Raw genomic sequence first — 22,231 nt, forward strand, 5'->3', positions numbered from 1 at the left:
GACGTTTGCATGAAATACCTCTCCCCTCGCTGGTTACCCGGTGGCCATTTACAAACCATCTATCCGGCCTTGTTTATCAACAAGCCGGTGACACCGCTACGGCGCGAACGCTGGACCACGCCGGACAATGATTTTGTCGATATCGATTTTCTTGATGGCGAACCCGGCAAACCCATGGTTGTACTTTTCCATGGTCTTGAAGGTTCCAGCAACAGCCATTATGCGCGCGCGATGATGGCCGCCCTTGCCGACAAAGGCTGGTCGGGCGCGATACCGCATTTTCGAGGATGCTCGGGCGAGCTCAATCAGGCACCGCGCTTTTATCACTCTGGTGATGCGCAAGAGATAGACTGGATCATAGAACGCCTGTACCAGCAGTTCCATCATCGTCATGATGGTGGCAAGTTTTATGCGGCGGGCGTCTCACTCGGTGGCAATGCCCTGCTGCGCTGGCTGGGTGAATCGCAACATCATGCCGATATCGTCAATGCAGCCTGCGCAGTTTCTGCCCCGCTCGACCTGGCACAGGGCGGTGCTTCGCTGTCCAGCGGTTTCAATATGATTTACACGCGCATGTTTTTGAAGACACTGAAACCCAAGTGCCTGCAAAAACTCAACCAGTTCCCTGGCCTGTTCAACCGTGACGCCATGCTCAATGCGCGTGACCTGTACGAGTTTGACAATGTCGTCACCGCGCCGCTGCATGGTTATCTCGATACCGATGATTACTGGCACAGGGCCAGCGCCAAGCATATACTGAACGACATCACGGTGCCTACGCTGGTGCTCAATGCCAGGAATGATCCCTTCCTGCCCGCGCAGCATTTGCCCACCCAGGCGGCCAGATGCGTGACGCTGGATTACCCCGATCATGGCGGCCATGTCGGCTTTGCGGCAGGCAATGTGCCCGGCCATTTGAACTGGCTGCCGCAAAAGATACTGCATTTTTTTGAGGCGAACAGTTGATGGATGAAATCGTCAAGGCAGCCATGGCCAAATGGCCGAATGTACCGCATTGCTATGGCTGGCTGGCACTCGATGCGCGCGGTAACTGGCGCATGCGCGACGAGCGCAGCCAGGCCTTGAACCTGCAGGGTGACCCCATACGCAACGCCGCCCTGCTGGCCTTCATCACCCGCAATTATCTGTGCAATGAAGAGGGTTGCTGGTATTTCCAAAATGGCCCACAGCGCGTCTACGTCGATCTCGAAGCCACACCTTATATCGCCAACACTACGGTAGATGGCAGCTTCGTACTACAACATGGTGAACAGGCTTTCACACCAGAACTCGCCTTCCTCGACCCGCAAGGCAGGCTGCAACTCAGCAGCGGCAATATCCTGGCGCAGCTTGATGACCGCGACCTGGCCTTATGCCTGCCCTGGCTGACGCTGGGCGAACAGCCAGTCAGTGATGAAGCACTATTGCAATGGCTGGAAGATGCCAGCACACCTGGCGACTTGCAATTGCGCCCACCCGGCATGGCTGGTTTACATGTGGAAGTGCAGCGCTGTGAAGAGGGACAATTGATGCGGGAATTTGGCTTTGTGGCACGCCCCAGGGCAAACCATCACTAGGCTGACTCAACTACTTTATCCTGCTTCGCCAGCACAAAAAAAAATGAACAGATGCCTGTCGTTATTCCTGAGCTCGCTTTTTGTCATTGCGAACGCCTCTGGTGCAGCAGTACTTGATTTATACCTGGGCCCCAAACTGCCACCAGAACAACTCGCCAAAATCAATAATCCTGATGCGATTATCAATTTTGTAGATGAACTGGGATCACAAGGCCTGCCAAGCAGTGAAGTACTTGCATTACCTGGCAAACACGTCATCAGCATTCAGAGCAAGACTTCCAGAGATGCCATCGCCATGTATGTCATGCTTGAAGCTGGCAAGGAATATGACATTGTTCCGCGTTATCAGGACAAGCTCTGGCGGCCTGAGGTGGTAGAAAAACTGTCCGGCAAAACCGTCAGCTGGATGGGTTTTATACCAGTCACAGATTTGAAGGCGGGAGCCAGCCGCGCGCAGGTAGAGGAAATGTTCCAGGGCCAAACCATTCGCGCAAGTTACTCTTACGAGTACAAAAAGATTCTGTATCGAGCGGTACATTACAATGTTTTTCCCAAGAATTCTGTCAATGACCGCAAAGGCGCAGGTACTGATTTCGTCTTCATCTACCGTCCTGACGACACCGTGTTCTTCAGCGGAACATTTACCGGTAATTTACTCAGATCAAACGATCCTGAAATTCAAAAAATGCTGCCCATGATCAAAGAAGGATGGGCGAACGCAGTTTATGGGCCACCTGTAGTCAAATAGAAGCACAAAAAACAAGCGCCACCGTCATCAATACTGATGCCTGATATTGAAGCAGGAGCATGCGGGTAATTCAGCATTTTCATACCACGCAAGTCATTGAACTGCAGACCTCAGCTCCAGGATAAAACATTCTTAACAGGACTTACGCAAAATTGTCCCAGCAAGGCGTAGCGACGAAGACAGTACTTTAGTACGGCTAGTCGCTGCAACGCAGCTGGGGCGGTTTTGCGTAAGTCCTACTAAATCAAACGCAATCTTCACAAAGAATTGCGTCCATCCCCAGCGCCTGTCACACAAACTTAACTATATTTAATTGTTATCCGCTGATAAGATGTGGGACTTTTTTTCTTCTGGATTCCATCCATGTCTATACGCAAAACCTTCGCGCCTTTTGCCTTTTTTGGCCTCATGCTGCTGGCAGCCATGCAACCAGCTCAGGCGGTGGAGCAACTTGCTCCGGGCTTTAGCAAGATTCCCAAAGGCAGCACTGTACTCATCATGCCCAGTGACATAGAACTGTATTCACTGAGTGCAGGTGGCGTTCCTGAACCCAAAGCAGACTGGACTGAAGCGGCTACCAGGTATTTTGCCAAGGCTCTGATAGAGAAAAAGAACAAATTTGGCTTGAATACCGTCACCCTCAATGCACAGGATGCGGACGCCACGGCTGAAGTCAACGCCTTGCATGGTGCAGTTGCGCAGGCGATCAACCTGCACCACTTCAGCTCCTCCTCGCTATACTTGCCGACCAAGGCAGGCGCGCTTGACTGGTCATTGGGAGATTCTGTACAAGTCCTGCGCGAAAAAACCCAGGCAGACTATGCAATATTTACCTGGGTCAGGGATAGCTATGCCAGCGCCGAGCGCAAGGCTGCCATGATCGCCATGGCCATCTTTGGCGTGGGCCTGACAGGCGGCATGCAAGTCGGCTATGCCTCCCTGGTTGATCTGCGCACTGGCCGGATACTCTGGTTCAATAAATTGATCAGCGGTTCAGGCGACATGCGCGAACTGGACAAGGCCAGAAACACCGTGGACAACTTGCTCGACAAGTTCCCGGTGAAACCATGAAATACCGCAAGGGTCAACACCTGCTCTGTATTGCCCTGGGCTTGAGCCTGGGTCTGAGCAGTATCACCGCCAGCGCCCAGGCTTTGTATCAGGTGCCAGGCCGTTTCTTGCGTCCAGAGATCAGCACGGACGAAGGTGGTCTGTGGTCGATGATGGACAGGGAAGAAACCAAATTGCGCCGCAGCCCCTTTGTCTTGAAAGACAAAGAGTTTACGCAATATGTGCAAGGCCTGACCTGCAAGCTGGCACCAGAACATTGCCCGGACATCCGGGTGCATATCGTCAGAAATCATTATTTCAACGCCAACATGGCGCCAAATGGCATGATGCAAGTCTGGTCTGGCCTGATGCTGCGTGCAGACAATGAGGCGCAACTGGCTTCTGTATTGGGACATGAGATAGGCCATTACCTTGAGCGGCATACCTTGTCCAATTTGCGCGACATCAAGAGCCGCGCCGCCTTTGGGCAATTCCTCGGTTTGTTTGGCTTGATTGGTGCACTGGGCCAGGTCGGTTTGCTTGCCGGGCAATTTTCGTTTTCGCGGGAGCATGAAAGCGATGCCGACAGGATAGGTATCGTACTGCTGCATAACGCCCACTATGACACGACTGAAGCAGCAAAAATCTGGGAAAACCTGCGCGAAGAGAGCAAGGCAGGTCCGCTGGGTGATCCGGCCAAAAACAGCCCCATGTTTGCCACTCACCCGCCCATCCATGAGCGCAAGGAAAAGCTGGAGCAATATGCGGCGCTGCTCAATACCCAGGGCAGCAATAACCAGCAAGAATGGCTGGAGCGTACCGCACCATTCCTGCATGACTGGCTGGTCGATGAGATCAAACGTGGCAGCTATGCCGAATCCCTGGTCCTGTTTGAACGACTGTCAGGGCGTCAAGTGAAACAGGCCGAATACCTGTGGGCCAAAGCTGAAATACTGCGTTTGCGCAATCAGGACAAGGATGCTGACCTGGCACTGACCCAGTATCAGGCTGCCATCGCAGCAGGTAATGAACCTGCCGAAACACACCGTGGCATGGGCTTGATCTGGCGTCAGAAAGGCAATAAAGACCAGGCAAAATTATGCTTTGAACAATACCTGCAAAGTGCACCCGAAGCGGGCGATGCACTCATGATCAAAAGTTACATAGAGGATTTGAATACATGAATTTTTTTAAGAAACTCTCGGCACTGGGCCTGGTGCTGGCATTAAGTGCCTGTGTCACCACAACCAAAGTAGAGTCAGGCACACGCCTGATTGGCGACAAACTCACCCTGACGCTGGAAGGTGCCTGGAACCAGGTCAGTGCCAGTGGCATGAATGGTCCACACCGCGATACCTGGACCATGGAAGGTTTGCCGGTAGATAAACTGCTGGTCTATTCTGGCCTGCAAAGTGGTGAACCTGTACACCCGCCAGAAGAATCGAACAAGGATAAAAAAGTGTTCGCATTTAAACCGGGCATGCAAAATGAGCAGATCATTGCCTTGTTTGAAGGTGCGCTGACACGTGACAGTTCTACCTTCAAATTACTGAAAATGGAGCCCAGCCAGTTTGGCGGCACCAAAGGTTTTCATTTTGAATTCAGCCTCTTGCGCAAACTTGACAATCTCGAAATCCTTGGCAGCGCAGATGTATCTGTCGTCAATGGGCAGCTGTATGCGATCATGTACCAGGCACCAAAGCTGGTGTTTTACCCACGACATATAGAGCGGGTGAAGCGCATCGCACAAAGCGCAAGGATAGGTTAACTCACTGAAGTAAGCTAATAAAGCCGGCGATGCCGGCTTTATTTTTACCCCTGCCTGACGCAGGCAATCAGCTACCATCTGCCTTTGCAGGCTTGTCACCAGTACCGCGTACATTGATCTTGACGATGCTTTGTAAAAAATCAAACCAGAACGGTGCCCCCAGGCTGACGGCAAATGCAGTGACCAGGCAACCCAGCAGCGCCATGCCGCAAGGGAAGCTGGCAAAGAAACTTTGAAAGCCAAACATGGTGAGTACATCAGCAGTGATGGCCGGGGTTGTCGTTGCACCTTTTTCTATGGCTGCTGCGGCAGCCGCTGCAGCCTGATCCCTGAGCACAGGGCTGACCCACAAGGCGCTGCCAACGGCAAAGGCATCGAGCTTCATGCCCACGGCCAGTATTGCCCCCAGGCCCAGGCTCAGGTAACCTGCATAGCGCTTGTAGCGGCCTGAGAGGCGGTCCATGGATTCATCAAACCAGGTGGCCACTTCCTGCTCTACCTTGGTGACATCACCCTGGGCACGACTGACGGCGAGTTGCAGCACGCTTTTCAGATTGCCGGCTGGTAAATTATCCACGGCAATATCAAGGCGGTTGAAAGCGTCTTTGGAAGCATCCCCTACCCCACCCAGCACATGAATGGTTGCCGCAGCAAAACTGGTCGATGAAATATAAGAGAGTTTGCCATCGAGCGGCGATACACGCGGATGATTGACGATGGCCTGTATGACAGGATCAAGATTCTTTTTTTGCTCCAGCAATTCATTGATGCCTGAAGAGAGCGTATTGGCCCTGAGCTTCAAGGCCGTGGCAATGAATTCCTGTATTGCGGTGACGAAAAGCGATACCGCAAGAAAAAACAGCGCGATACCGATGGCCGTTTCCAATACCTGGCTACCAAACATGATAAGTTCCTTTTTTCGATGTTGCAAACGGAGCTGCACAACAAGTTTGCTTAATAAGTTTGCTTAATAAGTTTGCTTAATAAGTTTGCTTAATAAGTTTGCTTAATGAGTTTGCCTAACAAGTTTACTTAAGGCAGACCTTGCATTGCTCCTGCGCTTTGTTATTCAAATTAAATTCATTTGGGATTGAGCAGTTTTGAGTCCCGCGTTGCAGCCTGTACCACTTTGACTACCTTGTCTGCGGCCTTGCTGCTCGCTATGCCTATCACTACTTTGTAAGCCTGCCGTGCCAACCAGCCTGCACTATCGACATCAGCAGCCACCCGCAGCAACTTGTCTGCCCTTGCCTCTATCTGGTCTTCGAGACTGTCTGGGTCAAACTTGCCCGGTATCTCAGGCGATGGCTGTTCAGCCAGGGCAGAACCGTACAAGGGAATAATGGGAACCTCAAACTTGCCGCTGTTGGGCGGAGTCTCTACCGCCGGAGGTTTAAGCATATTGAACACGACATTGTCCGGCTCCAGCGTAAACCAGGATTTTAAAAAAGCCTGGCAATTCCTGCGTCCCAGCATGTAGTCATGTTCACGGTATTGCCACGAGAAAAAACCAAGGAAAGCCGCCAGGCCGGATGAGGCAATCGCATCACCACCCGTCAGTGCATCCCCCTTCGCATTCTTGCGACTGGGCGTGATCAAAAAGCGGCTAAAGTCACTGCCGTCAGTAAAAGCCGCCAGGTCCGCCGAGTTGAAACGGTTATTCTGGATCAGGCAATTAATGGTGGGGAACAGGATGCTCACCAAATCAGCCTTGGGCAAGGCAGCAAAATTGGGTACATCGGTAAATGGGTCTATCAGCACGATGGCACGGTTGACCTTGCTGCCACTGGTTTCGCGGGCTGGTGCGATACCTGCCAGCACATCATGCGCGAGGCCTATCGGTGCATTGTCGGTGCAACCACCATCGAGAGAAACAAAGGCATACTTGCTACCTGCATCGCTATCGGGCTGTACAAACAACGACCATTCCGGCACCAGCCATTGCGGGCTGTAAACACCCTGCCCGCTATTCGGCAGGATGTAGCGGTAAGCATAATGCCCGGCTGGCCTGGCGATCTGCACAGCAGGCAACCCCACAGGAAAAGCCGCCGTACCCAGCGCATAACTGGACATGCCAGACCAGGCCAGCATGTCCTGAGTCTGATTACCGACTTCAAAACTATCTGGCGCCAGCGCATATTGTGGTGTTGGCAGCGCGCCCTGGATATCAATGGCGAAGCGCACAAAATCAGCGTGATTGACAAAGTACTCGGCGCGGCCAGTCTGGCCAGAAAACATCTGCTTGTAAGGAATGCCCGCAACATTGGTATAAGTCAGTATCACCGGCAAAGGATTGGCCACATATTGCCGCGCTGCAGCCTGCCCGCTGTCAAATGAAATACCACTGGCAGCCGCAGCAGCAAGCGGTTTGCCAGACAATAATGAGGTGATCGTCGTTGCGCCGTCAAGATCATCGGTCGCCAGCAAACCGTCTATATCGATGGCATTGACCCATATCTGATAGAACGGATTCTTTGCCCTCAACTCTGGCGCGGTCTGTACACTCGCTGGCGGATAGACATAACTAAGGGCGCGTGACAACAGCACGGCATTGACGCCACCGCCAGAAGTACCAGTGACCACCCTGATCAAGACTTTGTGGCGTGGCACGGTTGGCGCACCGGGGTTGTCTTTGTCATCCTGCGCAATCGCCGCCGCCCAGGCATCCAGTGCCTCGATCAGAAAATCCAGCACCCCGGCTGTATAGCAACCTGCCGACACCGTGCCACCAAGCACCAGGGCCAGCTCAAATGTATGTGGAGCAGGCCCAGGCTGCGTCAGCGGGAATATCTTGTCAACGGCCACCTGTGGCGTAACTGGATAAGTTGCTTCAGACAAAATACACTCCTCGATGATAAGTGACTGCACGTTAAAAATGACTCGCGGCCCTCTCTCCAAAAACTCCGGCATGGGGATGGCAGCACAATGAGACATGCCCTGCTGTTGAGCACGGACATGTTCCATTTTAGCTGGCTGATTTTTCAGAGAGATGACATTTTTACAAACAAAGCGAAGATAGCATTTGCTTACAAAAAAGTCACTTTATTCTAGATGGGTGTTGTGTGTATTCACACAGCTCCTGAGCTCCTGCGCAGGGCGATGTGAATTGATCATCGCTGAGGAGTGTCAAGCCTTGGCAATTGCGATCTGAAGTTCAGTCACCAAACCAGTCACTGATTATTCAACTTCAGGCAAGCCCGTACTCCTGCTTTTCAGTACCGCCGCAAACACCTGCGCCAGCTCTGCTGCGTCTTCCCCTGCATGGTGGGTATGCGGCAAACCCTCAAGATTAAGCGCGTATTTGATCTTGCCCTTGCGGCTTTCCACCCATTCGCAACCTGTCAGGCCCATCCAGTAACTGCGCAAATCCACACCTGAGCCGGTAGAGCCAAAGGGGCTGGCACCAACGTATCTCATGAAGTACCAGTGCACAAACATGCCATCCCACACCGCTGGCGCCGCCAGGAAAACAGGCCTGCCTATCTTGCGCAAAGAATTCACCCAGTCATAAGCTGAACGTATTGCTACTGAGGCTTCAGGCGCGTGGTCTATCAGGTGCTGCCTGTCAAGGCCAGAGACAGCCAGTGCAGCGGGATCAAATTCATCAGAGATGGGTTTCAGTTCAGTATAAAAGCTCAGCTCAGGATGCCCGGCTACCGCCATGCCCAGAGAGATCATGCTGTACGGGCCGGGGATGGGACCGTCAGCCTCTACATCAACGGCAATAAAAATCTCTGGCAATTTTTCATTCTCTGCTGTCATGCCTTGCTCCTTTTGTTTGTCTTTAGCGTTCTTACATGGTGGCTTATTGCAGTCTTTTCCAGCCCTCTTCGACAATCACCCAGGAAATATCTTCAGGATCAGCACTCGAGCCAGGCCGCATGCACATTGCCGTTGCCGGGTTATAGCTGGGCCTGCCCGGCTCTGCCGTTGCGTCAAGTTGCGCCTGTGCGGCGCCGGATAAAAACAGGGGCGCAATCACAGCCAGATGCATCTTGCCTGTTGCAGTTTTCATGTTTGTGCCTCTGTAAAAAACTGGCGGCGCAGGCAGGTGAGCTGATTGTCGCATGGGCAGGCACACCGCCCACTATAAGCAGTTTGGCATCCAGCTCACTGATCACCAACAACTCAGTGAAGCTTCTTCCAGATTTGCTGGATGATGATCATGGAAATATGGTCAGGGTGGCGATCACCGTCGTTATCAAGTGCCATACAAGAATCCGTCAGGGCCACATTGCCACGCCACAGGCCAGTCGTATTGCGTATCCCCATGCCCCATCCGCTGTGGAACTGAATCAGGTTTTCATACGTTGAATCCCGCGTGCGCTGCTTGCTGGCTTCATCGAGCCTGGCCAAGATGTTGGTCGCCGCCTGTTCACAGGTCGTTGGCCAGGTATCGGCATCCGCATAGCGCTTGCATTGCTTGTCACAGCCATTTCTTCCTGGCGTGGCGCAGGTAGCGGCGGCCACGCTGACGCTGGCCGGAGCTCTCGCATTAGCCACCGGAGCAGGTACAGACTGCGCCCACACCACATTGGCGCCCATCAGGATGACAGCAGCAAAGCCAGAACAAATCCCTGCACGTGTAATGCTCATCAACTTTCCCCTCAAAATGGGCCAACTTAAAATATTAAAAAATGTTAAAAGTACTAAACAGGCATCATACATAAAATAAAGGAAAGTACTTGCCTTTTGACAATCATTCTTCTTGCCATGGGCCATCGTCCCACCAGCACTCTGCCAGGATGGTGGCGACCTCATAGCTGCTCCCCTCCTCTTCACGATACATTTCTATGTCTAACATCTCGGCCAATTCGTGATCATAGGATTTGAATGCAGCCTTCATGGCAGGCGAACATTGAGAAGGATATATCTCACAACAAAACAACCTGTCTTTTTCGTCAATCGCCACCAATTGTCTGGCAATCACCCGGCCCTCTTCATTACGGGCATAAATAACCCGCTTGTTGGCATCGAGCAGGCAGGCAACCGCCGAGTAACTGCAAAAGCCACCTATGGACAAACAAGATCCGGCATAGGTACCCAGTTTGAGAATTTCAAACGGATCCTGCTCAAAAGTCAGTCGCAAGCTTTTGCCATCCACCTTTATGTCTTTGTGCAAACCAGCTTCCCAGCGATCCTTGTCAACAAGTGGATGAGCTGCATGCCAGGCCAGATTGAGAGGGTGATGGCGGTATGAATCTGGCTTGCCAGCCTTTACCTCACGCAGGAAACTCTGCAAACCCTTGCGGTTATATCTGGGATCTCTATCCAGCCCTGCCAGCAGGCGCAGCGCATGGGCAGCAGATGGAACTTGCCCGCGTATTTGTAGTGCCCTATCCATATCTTGCCAGATAGCCAGCTCCAGTACCCGCAGGCGAAATGCTGGCAAGCGCCTGAGTGTGAGAGCACAATGTCTTTGCACCTGCGCATCAGTCAGTGCTATCTTGCTTTCGATGTAAAGGCGCAAGCGACGTGGCAAAGGGCTATCCAGCCCATACTGTTCACTCAAACTCAGGATTTTCTGACAGGCTGCCAGCGGGGCCAGTGCAGCCCAGTCACAGGCCAGGTATTCTTCCAATATTTGCCCACGCATGAATTGCAGCCTGCGCTCATAGTGGAGACTGCCAAGCAGAGACAGGGTATGAAACAATCGTGGCGCTGCCAACTGCATACCCTGCCACAGCAAGGCCGGAGCCAATTCAGCCATGGCGAAAATACCAAAAGCAAGCAGTCGGGTGTTGTCTTCACGACGGCATGCACGTTCAAACAAAGACCAGAATTGTCCGTTCAAATCGCGCAATCCGCTGCGCATTTCTGCGGGCAAATAATTGATCAGGTTCGTCAGCGCACAGCCGTAAGTGATATGGCAGGAATAAGCTTCCTGGCTCAGCATCGCCATCAGCGGCAATGCATCTTCAATCACTGCTTTCAGGCTGCCTGTTTCCTGCGTGCCAAAGCTCTCAGTCAACAGATACCAGAGTGAGGCGAGTTTTTCCTGCGGCCCCGCCTGATGCTGTAACAATAGCGCATGAAAGCTAGAGTACACCATCATGTATTCGCGCCATTTGCGCGACTTATCTGCATCATCATCCATCCAGTTGAACAGGCCAATCACATTAATCAGCGTGTCAGCAGTCTGTGCAGTCAATTCATGCCAGCTAGTTTCGCGCATCAGCGAAGCCAGCCCTGGCAACTCACAACATGAGCGCCACAGCGACAGATGCATGCGCACCCCTGCACGTTCACAGGCCAGGTTGATGATGTCGGCGACTTCTTCAGTACAGTCATGGAAGACTGTCAGGCCAGAATAACGTAAATCAGTCGCCCCACTCATTTCAAATAGCAGGCAACCCGTCATGCTATATTCAACATTCACTTGCCTGCTCAGGTTGCACAGAATTTTGCGCAGATATAACTCAAAGCGCGCATTATCTTCTGTTAAATCATGCAGGCGCATGAGCTGGTCAGCAGTCATCTGCTGAGGCGACAAACTCCCCTGCACTTCCCGCATCACTACAGTCAGGAAAATCGTTTGCCGGTTTTCTGGCAAGAGCAAAGCGAGCTCTGCCGCGTGAGTATGATCCGTGTTCATGGCACACAGGCGAGCCAATACGGCCAATTTTTGCGAACGTGCAATGTCATCTGCATGCATACCGCCGTACTGATGCCATATTTGCAGCCAGGCCAGTTGCAAGTCTGCACTGCATGCACGCAATTGCCACAGCAAGCAACGGCGAAACGCTTCTGGCAAGACGGGCAATTCTTGTGCTGGCCTGTTCCAGTGATGCAAATACAGAGTGGCACTGCTGGGTATAAGCCCGGCAGCCAGCGACATCACCTGCCCCTCCGCATCCAGCACGGGCAAGGCAGTAAAATCATGGCGCGCAAAGAAAGCATCGAGCAAACGTGCATCTGCCAGCCAGTGACACAAGTCCAGTACAGGCTGCGCAGGCTTTGGCGGCTGGTATTTGGTACCGCGAAAAGCACGTGGGTGGGCAGCAGTCGCCACCGGCTTCCTGGGCACCCTGGCTTGCGGAAGCGCCACCACGCTGGCATTGCCAGCATCAGGCACGGTCATCCAGAACACCCGCCAGAAAGCAGGCCAGACGCTGCGCAAATCGGTAGTAGCTTGCAGACGAAACCAGTCCGCCAGCAAGCTGTGCGCCTGTGGAAACAGCCGCACATCCAGTGCGGCGAGCTCCACCTGCCGCAAAGCAGGCTGCACTACGCCATTGACTTCATCACTGAGCAAGGCAACGATGCCCTGAGGCTGACGCAGTAGGCTGATTAATATGGATTTGACAGTTTGCAGGACAGGCGGCTGAACCGCTGCCCTGTCTTTGACAGGTTTGCTTGATGACATGTGAACACAAAATAAAAATCCAGGGATGGGATGCACTCACGAACAGACATCGCAGTGCAAACGCACATGCAAGCAGCCTGCTCAGGCACTTCCGGGATGAAACCAGTCCTGCACAGGATGGTTTCAGATTTTTATTTTTTATTTCACATGTGGGAATGAATGGTTTAACTAAAAATACAACCGACAGCCAAGGTGGCTATCACATTTGGCGCGTATTATAAATGAAGCTATTACAGCTTGGCACCATCTTTTTTCAAAATTAATACTCGCCCAAATCCAGGTCTTTATTACGTTTTTTTCACGAGAGATCGTCATGCTGTCAAGATGCATGCATCATTCACTTCACCGCGATCTCATCGATATAAATACCGAGCACAGAGCGACGCCCTTTGACCACAACCCGGTCACCAGGAATGGGCTGGCGGCCAATGATGGTATGTTCCATGCAGATGGTGGCGGCAAACTCTGGAGCCCCCACCCGCAGGGTTTGATCACACAGGCCCAGCTTGGGTTTCAGGCGTCCTAAAGAACTTACGGTAGCCTCTACAACGACCGCCTCGCTATTGAATACCCAGCCTGCCAGGGCAGACAAGGCGATAGGGCTGCGTAATATGACGAAAGTCAATAAGCAAGCCATGAGAGGCAGTATGACGAATTGACGTAAGACTGGCGACGGATAGCGATACGCCAAATTAGCCTGATGCGTGCGGTCATAGCACCCGTAAAGCACAAAAGGAAACAACACCACCGCAACAATCCAGGGTAAAGGGGTGGCATAAAAATGCTCGCCTGCAAAAACAAAATTATCACTCAAATTAAATCCGTAGAGCAAACAGGCAAGACCCAGGCACGACAGCGCGAATAGGTACTTTTGCCTGCTGGTCATGGGCTTTCTGTCCATGAACTTGATTGACCATTCTTCACGCGGGCGGGCCAGTCTCTCTTCTGCAATTTTGCCAGCGACGACTACCTGCTCTTCCAGCAGACGGATTTTTTCTGCCTGCTGTTTTTTTAGCAGCTCAGCTGATGTTTCGTTTGTTTGCACTATTCATTACTCTTTATTCTGTTATAGCCATATCAAGGGCTTAGCGCTTTGTGCTAACCAGATCCACCCATTCTCTTTCAGGACTTAATTTGACTGACTTGATGAATTGTGCAAAACCTCCATAGATACCTGCTGGCGGCTTATGTTTGGTCACCTTCCATTCCTGCTGCGAGCATTCAAAGCAAATGTCGAGCTTGCTGCTCAGCTTGCCCTGGGCATAAAAATAAACCGTATGATGGGGATCAAAAACACAGGCGGCGAAAGCCTGCTGGGTTTCATCAGATACCTGCTCAATCGCGGCGATGAAGTTTTCACGGTCGCGTGTAGTCAATGCCACGCTGCGATAGACTTTTTCTTTTTGCGCGGGTGATTGCCCTGCCTGTATGAAATCCATCTCGGACGAATGTTCGGTCACGACGATCTTGCTGGATTGTCGTATCGCATTGATCAAATCTGCCTTATAGGCTGCGCCCTCGCCTGCATCATTCTTTTCAGAAGAGCAGGCGAACAACAGGCCACAAAGCGCTAGGACCACATATTGCCGAACTGATCGCCCATGCTGAAGAAATTGCCGCATCATGTATTAACGCCGCTTTTTCTCTTCCGCCAGTTGTTCCTTGTGCTTCTCTTTCCATTCACGCTCGCGGGCATCGATGACGGACAGTTCATAATACTGCGCATCTTTTTCGCGCCGGGCAATGTCCAGTTGTTGCAGGGCGGCGGCGAGGTTATTTTCTATGCCATAGGCCTCGGCCAGGGCAACATGTTGGGCGGCTTGTTTGCCCTGGGCGGCATAGACCTTGGCCAGCAGGTTATAGAGTTGCGCTTCTTGCCTGTACAGCACGATCTGGTCACGCAAGAAAACAGCCGCCTGCTCTTCTTTGCCGTCGGCCAGCAGAGCCTCAGCATATTGCACGGCCACGCCGCGTGAGAGCGGCAGGTCACGCATGGCTTTTTCTGCCTCTTTGACGGCGGCGGCAGTTTGCTTGTCGCCGATCAGGATGTCGATGGACATATCGACATACATATTGCTATAAGTGAGCATGCTTTTGTATGCGGGTATCTGTTCCAGCATTTTGCGCGATTGATCCAGCAATTTGCGGGCGGTAGCGAAGTCCAGACGCTTGTAGGCGATAAAGGCCTGTCCGTATTTGGCAGTAATCTGGTCTTCGAGTTTGCCGGTTTTGGCCTGGGTGTCAAAAAAGGTGCTGGCATCCATCAGGCCCTGGGTGCTGCTGTCTTGCAATACCCTGATCCTGGCCTTGGTGAGCAAAAATTCCAGGCTATCGGCATGCTGGCGGTAACGCTGCTCTGAAAGGCGCGATTGTATGTCGGCTATCCTTTCGCTGGTCAGCGGGTGGCTGCGCAAAAACGGTGGCAGGTTATCGTTATAGTTGCGCATGGAACTTTGCAGTCGGCCAAAAAAATTGACCATGCCCGAAGGGTCAAAGCCTGAGTCCCGCAATATCTGGAAGCCTACGCGGTCAGCCTCACGCTCGGCATCGCGGCCAAAATTCAGTTGTTTCTGTATCGCCAGGCCCTGCCCGCCAGTGGCAATTGCCATTGCGGCATCAGGGCTGGATCGTGCGGCCAGCACGGCCAGGGCCAGTGCCGCCAGAGGGATCAGGGCATCGCCACGCTGGCTGGTCAGCATGCGGGCGATATGGCGCTGGGCCACGTGACCGATCTCATGGCCCATGACCGAGGCCAGCTCAGATTCAGATTGTGCCGCCAGGATCAGGCCAGAATGAAAACCAATAAAGCCACCAGGAAAGGCAAAGGCGTTCAGCACCGGATCACGCACGGCAAAAAATTCAAAATTGAAATTGGTTTCGCCACGGGCATCTGGCCGCGCTTCCAGCATCTTGTTACCGAGACGGTTCAAGTATTCGCTGACCGGGGCGTCGTCCATATAGTCAGGGTCGCGCCTGACCACGCTCATGATTTGCTCGCCAAGCTTGCGCTCTGCCAGCGGTGACAGGTCTTCACGCGAAGTGTCACCCAAAGTCGGCAGGTTTTGCGCCTGAACCAGTGCAGGCGACAGATTGGCACTCCCCAGGCCCACTGCCAGCAAAACCGCCAGCCGCAAGGCTGACAAAGCAGGCAGGCGAAAAACACGTCGCAAGGGGTTCTCAATGCTATGATACTTGGACACTAATAGCTTCCTTATTTTTCAGGACTTAACCCGGGCGTGATTGAGTAAACTCATCATACCGCCGTACAGGTTTTTTACACAACAATGAGCACAGATACAAGCAAAACACAGCAGCCCCATGAATTGTCCCCAGAACTGACCCATTTTGACGCAAGTGGTCAGGCTCATATGGTGGATGTTGGCAATAAAAACAATAGCCACCGCATCGCCGTTGCCCGTGGCCATATTCGCATGCAGGCAGCCACCCTGGCCATCATCCAGCAGGGCAATGCCAAGAAAGGCGATGTTATCGGCATAGCCCGCATCGCCGCCATCATGGCTGCCAAACGCACCAGCGACCTCATCCCGCTGTGCCACCCGCTGGCACTGACCCGCGTCACTGTTGATTTTAGCATTGATGCAAGTAACAACACTGTTACATGCGAGGCCCAGGTTGAAACCGTGGGTAAAACCGGTGTCGAAATGGAGGCCCTTACTGCAGTGCAAGTTGGCCTGCTGACAATTTACGATATGTGCAAGGCTGCCGACCGTGGCATGGTCATGACCGACATACGGGTGCTGGAGAAGCACGGCGGCAAATCTGGCGACTGGGTGGCGGATATCGACAAATGACAGCAATACCAGCCACTTTGCTGGCGGTGGATGTGCATTACAGTAGCGACGAAGCTGGTGAAAGCGCCTGCGTTGCCGGTGTCGTCTTCCACAACTGGGATGACGACAAACCGGCGAAAACCTGTATCAGTCGCATCAGCAACGTGGCCAACTATGTGCCCGGCGAATTCTATAAACGCGAGCTGCCCTGCATCCTGCAATTGCTGGCGGAACATGATCTACAGCCAGACTGCATCATCATCGACGGCTATGTTTATCTGGATGGCATAAGCAAACCCGGCCTGGGCTGCTACCTGCACGAGGCGCTGGCTGGCAAGGTCAGCATCATCGGCGTAGCCAAATCGTCATTCTCGGCCATAGCCGCCTCGTTCGGCATCTGCCGGGGCGAGAGTATCAAGCCGCTGTACATCACCAGCCTGGGCATGGACCTCGCTACAGCTCAGGCCAGCATCACCGCCATGCATGGCGAATACCGGCTGCCAACTTTGTTGAAGCAGGTCGATCAACTGTGCCGTGAAGCGGGGGCTAAACCTGCCGACAATATCTGAAACGCTGGTCTTGAGCCCAGACATGGCAGGCAAGCAGCAGCACTGATGACAACAGCAGATTTACAGAGGAAACAAGCACAATGAAAAACAGCCTGCTCATCTTGTCTTGCCCCGCCTGCGGAGAGGCCGCCTGCTCTGCCAGCCACAAAACCCTGACCACTTTGTGCGACCTGCCCGTGCGATGCAAAAACTGCCATCGCAGCCTAACCTGCCACTGGCACATTGCCTTAGTTCTAGGAACGCTGACAGGTAACAGCTGGTTTGGTGCTGCTATTTTCTGGATACTTTCTTATAAAACCTTCGCCTTGACTTTGTTAACCCTTCCCGTGGCTATCGCCCTACCGCTAGTATTGCGCGCCAGGTTTTATGAAAGAAAAAAGCGGCGTTTTTTTCGCAGTGAATGGAAATGACATGCCTTGACCGGGATCAAATACCTGAATTTTAGAAAGAGACAAACATGCCAATATTTACCAGTTGGGGGCCCAAAGATGCGCATTCTCCATGCACCCTTGCATCTGGCGAAGACCCGCCCTGCTTCAAGGATGGCACACCAGAACCAGATTGCGAACAATTGTTCTGGCGCATAGAGGCAGCCACCTGGGAAGAAGCAATGGCCATCTACCACCTGCGCCAGGGGTGGGAACCCTATAACCCTGGAGTAAAAGCCATGCCCTGCCCCAAATGCGGCTCGTTGTTTTATCCCGAAGGAAGTGGGCAGTGCTGGAAGTGTGAGAAACGGATTTGCTGACAAAGTTGCACCAAAATGGAGTCAGGTCTCTTTAACAAAAAAATTACACAGAATCCCGAATCCCCTCAAGTCTGCAGGCTTCTAAAATTGCCGCATTGATGGCCATGCCCATAGGAGGAGATTGTACTTTCCCCTCTTCGTTAAAAACCAAGGTCAGCAGGCCCATCGAGGAAGCGCAATCAAATTCCTTTTTGCAATCATCTATCGAAGATCTGATTAGCAAATTCAATTCATCTGATCCGTAGAAAACCATTAATACACCATCTACTAAATCGAGTTCAGTAAACGGATCAAAATGTCTGAATTTTTCAAGAAAATTCTCCATTTCTTTTGATAGCTTTACATACACTGCAATACACAAGACCTTTTTAATGTCCAAATGAACGCCCGACATATTTCTTTTTTTAAATGCCCGTAGAAAGGTATCAAAAAAACGAGTCAATCTGTTGTAAATTATCACTACCTCATTCCTCCTTACAAGGATGTCATCAACTCTACAACCCGGTCAGGAGTATAAGCTATGCTACGGAAATGTATGAATGTAAGCGTAGTAATCGGTTCGTTGCCGAAATTCGTGCCGAAGCAAACACGAGATTTTTACTCATTGAAAATCAATGACTTAGAATTTTCGTTTAAGAGACCAGCCCCCGTTTTTTTTGATAAATATCGATCCCGACCATCCGAAAGGACATATCGCCGAACCTCTTCAGTAACTGCGCCAATACGTTGGAAATTCTGCTGCGCATCACGCAGCGTCATATGATTCGGCCCACTGTGTCGATCAAATTCAGTTGTCCCGTCATCCTCCCAAAAGCACACACGACAAATATCATATGCCGCACTCTCTTCCAGGCTTCGGTATCCGCAGCATGGGCACGTCGCTAGCTCCTCAACGTCGCCTTCAACCACATCATCCAACCCTAGAAGGGTGATCTGGTTTTTCAAATACGAGTTGACCACCCCTATATATGCGTGTTTAAGGGCAATCTGCAGCAGAGGGTCATATATCGCACTGTTCGGGTCGTCCGGCTCGTCAGTACGTGCGATCTTTACTTTTAAAAGATCAGGAAGACTTTCATATTCAGGATCGCCCGCATTAATGGGCCACCAATCCAGCAGCAAGGCCTCACGCTCCTCCCTGGAAAGTCGAGCAAGGTCATGTTGCCCTAACAAATCAATTGCTTCATCTCTAGTCATATGAGTCACCACTTAAAATTACCGACCTCCCAGTTGCTCCACAAAACTCAATTGCGGCCAGAACCACACATAAAATGAGCTCATAAGTAGAGGCAGATCTGACATTACAACAATTCTATACTACAGAAATGCGTAAATATAGGAACCTCTTTGTATTCATTGAGATGTTTTTTGGGAGAGATTCGTGCGTCAAGTAGTTTCAAAAAACGGTCGTAAACCCCTTACGACCGTTACCCCTACAAACTCAGCAATATCACTTCATCGTAAAACTCTGCTGCCCGGTATCGACTGCATAGTTTTTAGCGACGTCCCAATAAGTGAAGCTGTATTTGACCAGATCCCCTGCCTTGAGCCCGCTGGCTGAGTAGCTGTTGTTGCCGTTAGACTGCGTCATGCGGAAGTTTTGCTGGCCGCCGGAGTTGACTGTGTAATGCACGTCTGCCCACGACGATGTGCTGATACCAAACTGCAATGTGCTTGCGTTGATTTGCGTGGCGCTGGCTGAAACTGGAGTTGGAGTCGGTGTCGGCGTTGGTGTCGGAGTCGGTGTCGGCGTTGGTGTCGGAGTTGGTGTCGGAGTTGGTGTCGGAGTTGGTGTCGGAGTTGGTGTTGGTGTCGGCGTTGGGGTGGGTGTCGGCGTTGGGGTGGGTGTCGGAGTCGGCACACCAGTGTCCCAAATAATATCGTCAACCGCCCACTGGAAAGTGCTGCCCGGCAGGCTGCCATCGACGCTGTAGATCTGGAACAGATCAGACATCGATTGCAAGGCGATCAGGTTGCCCGCGAGTGCAGAAATGGGGATGGTGGCCGTGCCCCAGTTGCCGTCACGTACCAGGCCATAGCTCGCCACGCTTGCAGGAAAAGTAACTGAGCCCTGGTTGGTATAGGTATCACCGATGCCGACTTTGAAGGCGACGTTGGCGGGTATTTTGATCCTGAATTTCAGCGTGCCATTTCTGTAATTACTCATGTCACGCACCTGGCGCGATTGTATGCTGCTGCCAAACCACTGGTTGGCAGCGGTGTAGTTCCAGGCAATGACATTGCTGCCTTCATACGGTGCAGTAGAGCCTGCCGACATCGACGCCTGGTTCCAGTTCCACACGTCAGAGCTGACACCAGCCGTCTGTTTGTTATTGACTGCGGTCAGATCGGTGAACACGCCAAATTTACCCACTTCAGGCACGTTGGGGTTGCCAACTTTCACCGCGCCTTTGCCATCGAGCTCATACACCCGTACATAATCGACATACATGGTGCCAGGCAAGGGTGTGGTCACTTGCGCTGGAGTTGCCGCGTCGGTGAAATTGCCGCCTACCGCGAGGTTAAACAGCAGGTAATACGGTGCCTGCAGCGAAGTTGAATTGACCGGCAAAGGGTTTTGATACATGTCGCGCTCTACACCGTTATCGGTGACGGTAAAGCGCATTTGCGTATCAGTCCAGTACAGGCGGTAGGTGACGAAGCGGTTGATCAAAGGCGTCGAGGCGATATACCAGTTTTTGGTTTGCCAGGCAGTCGAGGCGGCACAACTGGGGTTGCCCGGCACGCAGGCGGCGTCCTGATAGGTGATGACGTTTGAGCCCACATAATTATTGATCGCCGGGTAGCCAGCCAGCGCCCTGCCCGCATTGCTATGCCCCATTTCCATGATGTCGATTTCGCCGTTACGCGGCCAGGTTTGCGGGCTGGTACCCAGCATCCAGGCAGCAGGCCACAGCCCTGTGCCAACTTGTGGCGTGCTGATACGCATCTCCACCATGCCGTACTGGACTTGTACTTTGCCAGCAGAAGAGATTTTTCCAGACGTGAAGACGTTGCTGCCTATGACCTGGTTTTTTGCCTGGATTGCCAATGCACGCGTACCAGGTTCAAACGGCACGTTTTGTATCGAGACATTGTTGGGGCTGTAGTACTCCAGTTCCTGATTACCGTAGCCGCACAAATTGATTTGGCAGCCATTGCCATCATAGGCAGTCCACAAGCCAGTGTTGAGGCTGGTGCCATTAAATTCTTCTGACCAGATCAGTTTGCCTATCACAGGATTAGTGACACTGGCATAGGCGTGCGAGCCATAAGCCAGCAAGATACTGGCCGCAATGGCGGTGAGTGTGCTGCTGCGCTTTTGTTTGTTGAGACGATAGTCCTGCCGATTCATCATGCCTCCGTTATTTTCAATTTTAAAAACAGGGTTTAGACGGATTGACATGGAAAATCGCTGTCAACAACGTCTGTCTGAGCTATGTGTAAAGACCATTGATATCAATTCCCGAACCTGCTTCCATTTAATCCACATTTTTTGGAAACGTTTCCATTCGAGAATTTAAATAGTGATATTATTTTTATTTCTTGTCAATGAAAATTTTGCACTTGGGGGTTACATTGATCAGAAAGCAACATTACTATCCAGGCGGGTGCAAGGCGCTTATTGTGTGGCTGAGAAAGGGCTAATAACGGTGAGCGATACCGGCAAAACGAAAACGGAAACGGGGTTGTAACCGAATCCAGTAGCCACAGATCTGCCCATCACCTGGACGCAACGCGGTACTGCGATGCTTCTGGAGTAGCTGTGCTACTTGGGCGAAATCCAGCTTTATGTTTCGCTAGCTCCACATGGGTGAAGCTGCGATTCACGCAAGCACACGTTAAAGCAAAAGGCACGACGGCATTTTTTGAAACAAGCGTGTGATGGCGTGATAAATTTTATCGCGGTGTGTTGCGAGTATGTTGTTCGGCTACTTGACTACCGGGGGCTAATGGGTGACCCCAATTTTGGTCATAGAACAATTCAGTCAATCAGGCAAAAACGAATTGATTTGAATGGACTGTTTAGGTGATACTGGCCATAATTTTATTGTTGCTTATCTACCTATTGGAGCCTGCGGATGGACATACCGGAAAAAACACATGAGCTCATAAAGGAGATATGCGCAGAAGGTAATGTATTTGTCGAGATGGGAGAATTCCAAGATGCCCATAAGAATTACATTGAGGCACTGAACTTAGTTCCCGAACCCAAGCAAGACTACGCGGCGACAACATGGATTCTTGCAGCCCTTGGTGATACGTACTTCCTGGTGCAGGATTACGCACAAGCACAACAAGTGTTTGCTGATGCAATGCATTGTGTCGGTGCAATTGGCAATCCATTTTTGCATCTTCGCAACGGACAAATAGCGTTTGAACTTGGAGATACGGCGCGCGCGGCAGATGAGCTTTGCCGTGCATATATGGGGGCAGGAAAAGAAATATTTGAACGCGATGATTCCAAGTACTTTGAGTTTCTCAAAGCAAAAATATCACCACCAGCCAACGGCGCTTGGTGAGACTGAATTAGTATACTGTATAGCTGACAGAGTTTTTGTGCTACGACACGTTTCGATCAACGTGCTGGGTGAGTCGTAACGCAACCAACTG

At 51.8% G+C, this 22,231-nt stretch carries 23 protein-coding genes; 11 read left to right on the forward strand and 12 right to left on the reverse strand.

Annotation, left to right across the window (positions count from 1 at the left end; translation table 11 throughout):
- Positions 1–9: 9 nt before the first annotated feature.
- From UNDKW_RS19055 to UNDKW_RS19080, 6 genes are all read left to right on the forward strand, one after another.
- Entirely contained in the window at positions 10–966 is a 957-nt protein-coding gene (locus UNDKW_RS19055; RefSeq protein WP_162059983.1) for a YheT family hydrolase, read from the forward strand.
- A complete protein-coding gene (locus UNDKW_RS19060; protein WP_162059984.1) occupies positions 966–1,577 on the forward strand; it encodes a DUF2946 family protein in 612 nt (203 codons plus the stop codon). The genes UNDKW_RS19055 and UNDKW_RS19060 overlap by 1 nt, the downstream gene beginning before the upstream one ends.
- A 43-nt stretch (positions 1,578–1,620) precedes the next feature.
- A complete protein-coding gene (locus UNDKW_RS19065; protein WP_162059985.1) occupies positions 1,621–2,325 on the forward strand; it encodes a hypothetical protein in 705 nt (234 codons plus the stop codon).
- A 363-nt stretch (positions 2,326–2,688) separates the two neighbouring features.
- Complete coding sequence (locus UNDKW_RS19070) at positions 2,689–3,396, forward strand: hypothetical protein (protein ID WP_162042502.1); 708 nt, start codon at positions 2,689–2,691, stop codon at positions 3,394–3,396.
- Positions 3,393–4,559 (forward strand): M48 family metallopeptidase, encoded by a 1,167-nt coding sequence (locus tag UNDKW_RS19075; protein WP_162059986.1) that lies wholly within the window; start codon positions 3,393–3,395, stop codon positions 4,557–4,559. Before UNDKW_RS19070 ends, UNDKW_RS19075 begins: the two co-directional genes overlap by 4 nt.
- Complete coding sequence (locus UNDKW_RS19080; protein ID WP_162059987.1) at positions 4,556–5,143, forward strand: hypothetical protein; 588 nt, start codon at positions 4,556–4,558, stop codon at positions 5,141–5,143. The genes UNDKW_RS19075 and UNDKW_RS19080 overlap by 4 nt, the downstream gene beginning before the upstream one ends.
- Before the next feature lie 67 nt (positions 5,144–5,210).
- Here the strand turns inward: UNDKW_RS19080 and UNDKW_RS19085 are convergent, their stop codons facing one another.
- From UNDKW_RS19085 to UNDKW_RS19125, 9 genes are all read right to left on the reverse strand, one after another.
- The gene (locus UNDKW_RS19085) at positions 5,211–6,047 is read right to left on the reverse strand and encodes a hypothetical protein (RefSeq protein WP_162059988.1); all 837 of its coding nucleotides are present in this window, start codon (positions 6,045–6,047) and stop codon (positions 5,211–5,213) included.
- A 176-nt stretch (positions 6,048–6,223) separates the two neighbouring features.
- On the reverse strand, positions 6,224–7,981 hold the full coding sequence (locus UNDKW_RS19090) for a patatin-like phospholipase family protein (RefSeq protein ID WP_162059989.1): 1,758 nt from the start codon (positions 7,979–7,981) through the stop codon (positions 6,224–6,226).
- Between the two features lie 339 nt (positions 7,982–8,320).
- A complete protein-coding gene (locus UNDKW_RS19095; protein WP_162059990.1) occupies positions 8,321–8,905 on the reverse strand; it encodes an exonuclease in 585 nt (194 codons plus the stop codon).
- Positions 8,906–8,948: 43 nt separating this feature from the next.
- The gene (locus UNDKW_RS19100) at positions 8,949–9,158 is read right to left on the reverse strand and encodes a hypothetical protein (RefSeq protein ID WP_162059991.1); all 210 of its coding nucleotides are present in this window, start codon (positions 9,156–9,158) and stop codon (positions 8,949–8,951) included.
- Between the two features lie 113 nt (positions 9,159–9,271).
- Positions 9,272–9,739 (reverse strand): DUF6794 domain-containing protein, encoded by a 468-nt coding sequence (locus UNDKW_RS19105; protein ID WP_162059992.1) that lies wholly within the window; start codon positions 9,737–9,739, stop codon positions 9,272–9,274.
- A 103-nt stretch (positions 9,740–9,842) separates the two neighbouring features.
- Complete coding sequence (locus tag UNDKW_RS19110) at positions 9,843–12,509, reverse strand: hypothetical protein (protein WP_162059993.1); 2,667 nt, start codon at positions 12,507–12,509, stop codon at positions 9,843–9,845.
- A gap of 337 nt (positions 12,510–12,846) precedes the next feature.
- A complete protein-coding gene (locus UNDKW_RS19115) occupies positions 12,847–13,554 on the reverse strand; it encodes a hypothetical protein (RefSeq protein ID WP_162059994.1) in 708 nt (235 codons plus the stop codon).
- Positions 13,555–13,594: 40 nt separating this feature from the next.
- Entirely contained in the window at positions 13,595–14,089 is a 495-nt protein-coding gene (locus UNDKW_RS19120) for a hypothetical protein (protein ID WP_162059995.1), read from the reverse strand.
- A 48-nt stretch (positions 14,090–14,137) separates the two neighbouring features.
- Complete coding sequence (locus UNDKW_RS19125; protein WP_232063048.1) at positions 14,138–15,709, reverse strand: M48 family metallopeptidase; 1,572 nt, start codon at positions 15,707–15,709, stop codon at positions 14,138–14,140.
- 84 nt (positions 15,710–15,793) lie between these two features.
- Between UNDKW_RS19125 and moaC the strand changes: the two genes are divergently transcribed.
- The 4 genes from moaC (at position 15,794) to UNDKW_RS19145 (ending at position 17,617) form a co-directional block, all read left to right on the forward strand.
- On the forward strand, positions 15,794–16,321 hold the full coding sequence (gene moaC, locus UNDKW_RS19130) for a cyclic pyranopterin monophosphate synthase MoaC (RefSeq protein WP_162059996.1): 528 nt from the start codon (positions 15,794–15,796) through the stop codon (positions 16,319–16,321).
- On the forward strand, positions 16,318–16,869 hold the full coding sequence (locus UNDKW_RS19135; protein ID WP_162059997.1) for an endonuclease V: 552 nt from the start codon (positions 16,318–16,320) through the stop codon (positions 16,867–16,869). Before moaC ends, UNDKW_RS19135 begins: the two co-directional genes overlap by 4 nt.
- 80 nt (positions 16,870–16,949) lie before the next feature.
- Positions 16,950–17,279 (forward strand): hypothetical protein, encoded by a 330-nt coding sequence (locus UNDKW_RS19140; protein WP_162059998.1) that lies wholly within the window; start codon positions 16,950–16,952, stop codon positions 17,277–17,279.
- 47 nt (positions 17,280–17,326) lie between these two features.
- Entirely contained in the window at positions 17,327–17,617 is a 291-nt protein-coding gene (locus UNDKW_RS19145) for a hypothetical protein (protein ID WP_162059999.1), read from the forward strand.
- 43 nt (positions 17,618–17,660) lie between these two features.
- Here the strand turns inward: UNDKW_RS19145 and UNDKW_RS19150 are convergent, their stop codons facing one another.
- From UNDKW_RS19150 to UNDKW_RS19160, 3 genes are all read right to left on the reverse strand, one after another.
- A complete protein-coding gene (locus UNDKW_RS19150) occupies positions 17,661–18,077 on the reverse strand; it encodes a hypothetical protein (RefSeq protein WP_162060000.1) in 417 nt (138 codons plus the stop codon).
- 137 nt (positions 18,078–18,214) lie between these two features.
- Positions 18,215–18,814 carry a CPCC family cysteine-rich protein gene (locus UNDKW_RS19155; RefSeq protein ID WP_162060001.1) on the reverse strand — a complete coding sequence of 200 codons (600 nt, stop codon included), beginning with the start codon at positions 18,812–18,814 and terminating at the stop codon, positions 18,215–18,217.
- A gap of 253 nt (positions 18,815–19,067) precedes the next feature.
- Complete coding sequence (locus tag UNDKW_RS19160) at positions 19,068–20,972, reverse strand: family 16 glycosylhydrolase (RefSeq protein WP_197892934.1); 1,905 nt, start codon at positions 20,970–20,972, stop codon at positions 19,068–19,070.
- Between the two features lie 727 nt (positions 20,973–21,699).
- Here UNDKW_RS19160 and UNDKW_RS19165 point away from each other — a divergent pair.
- Positions 21,700–22,140, forward strand: coding sequence for a tetratricopeptide repeat protein (locus UNDKW_RS19165; protein WP_162060002.1), 441 nt, complete (start codon positions 21,700–21,702; stop codon positions 22,138–22,140).
- The last annotated feature ends 91 nt before the right edge of the window (positions 22,141–22,231 follow it).

Source organism: Undibacterium sp. KW1 (assembly GCF_009937955.1).
GTDB lineage: Bacteria > Pseudomonadota > Gammaproteobacteria > Burkholderiales > Burkholderiaceae_D > Undibacterium.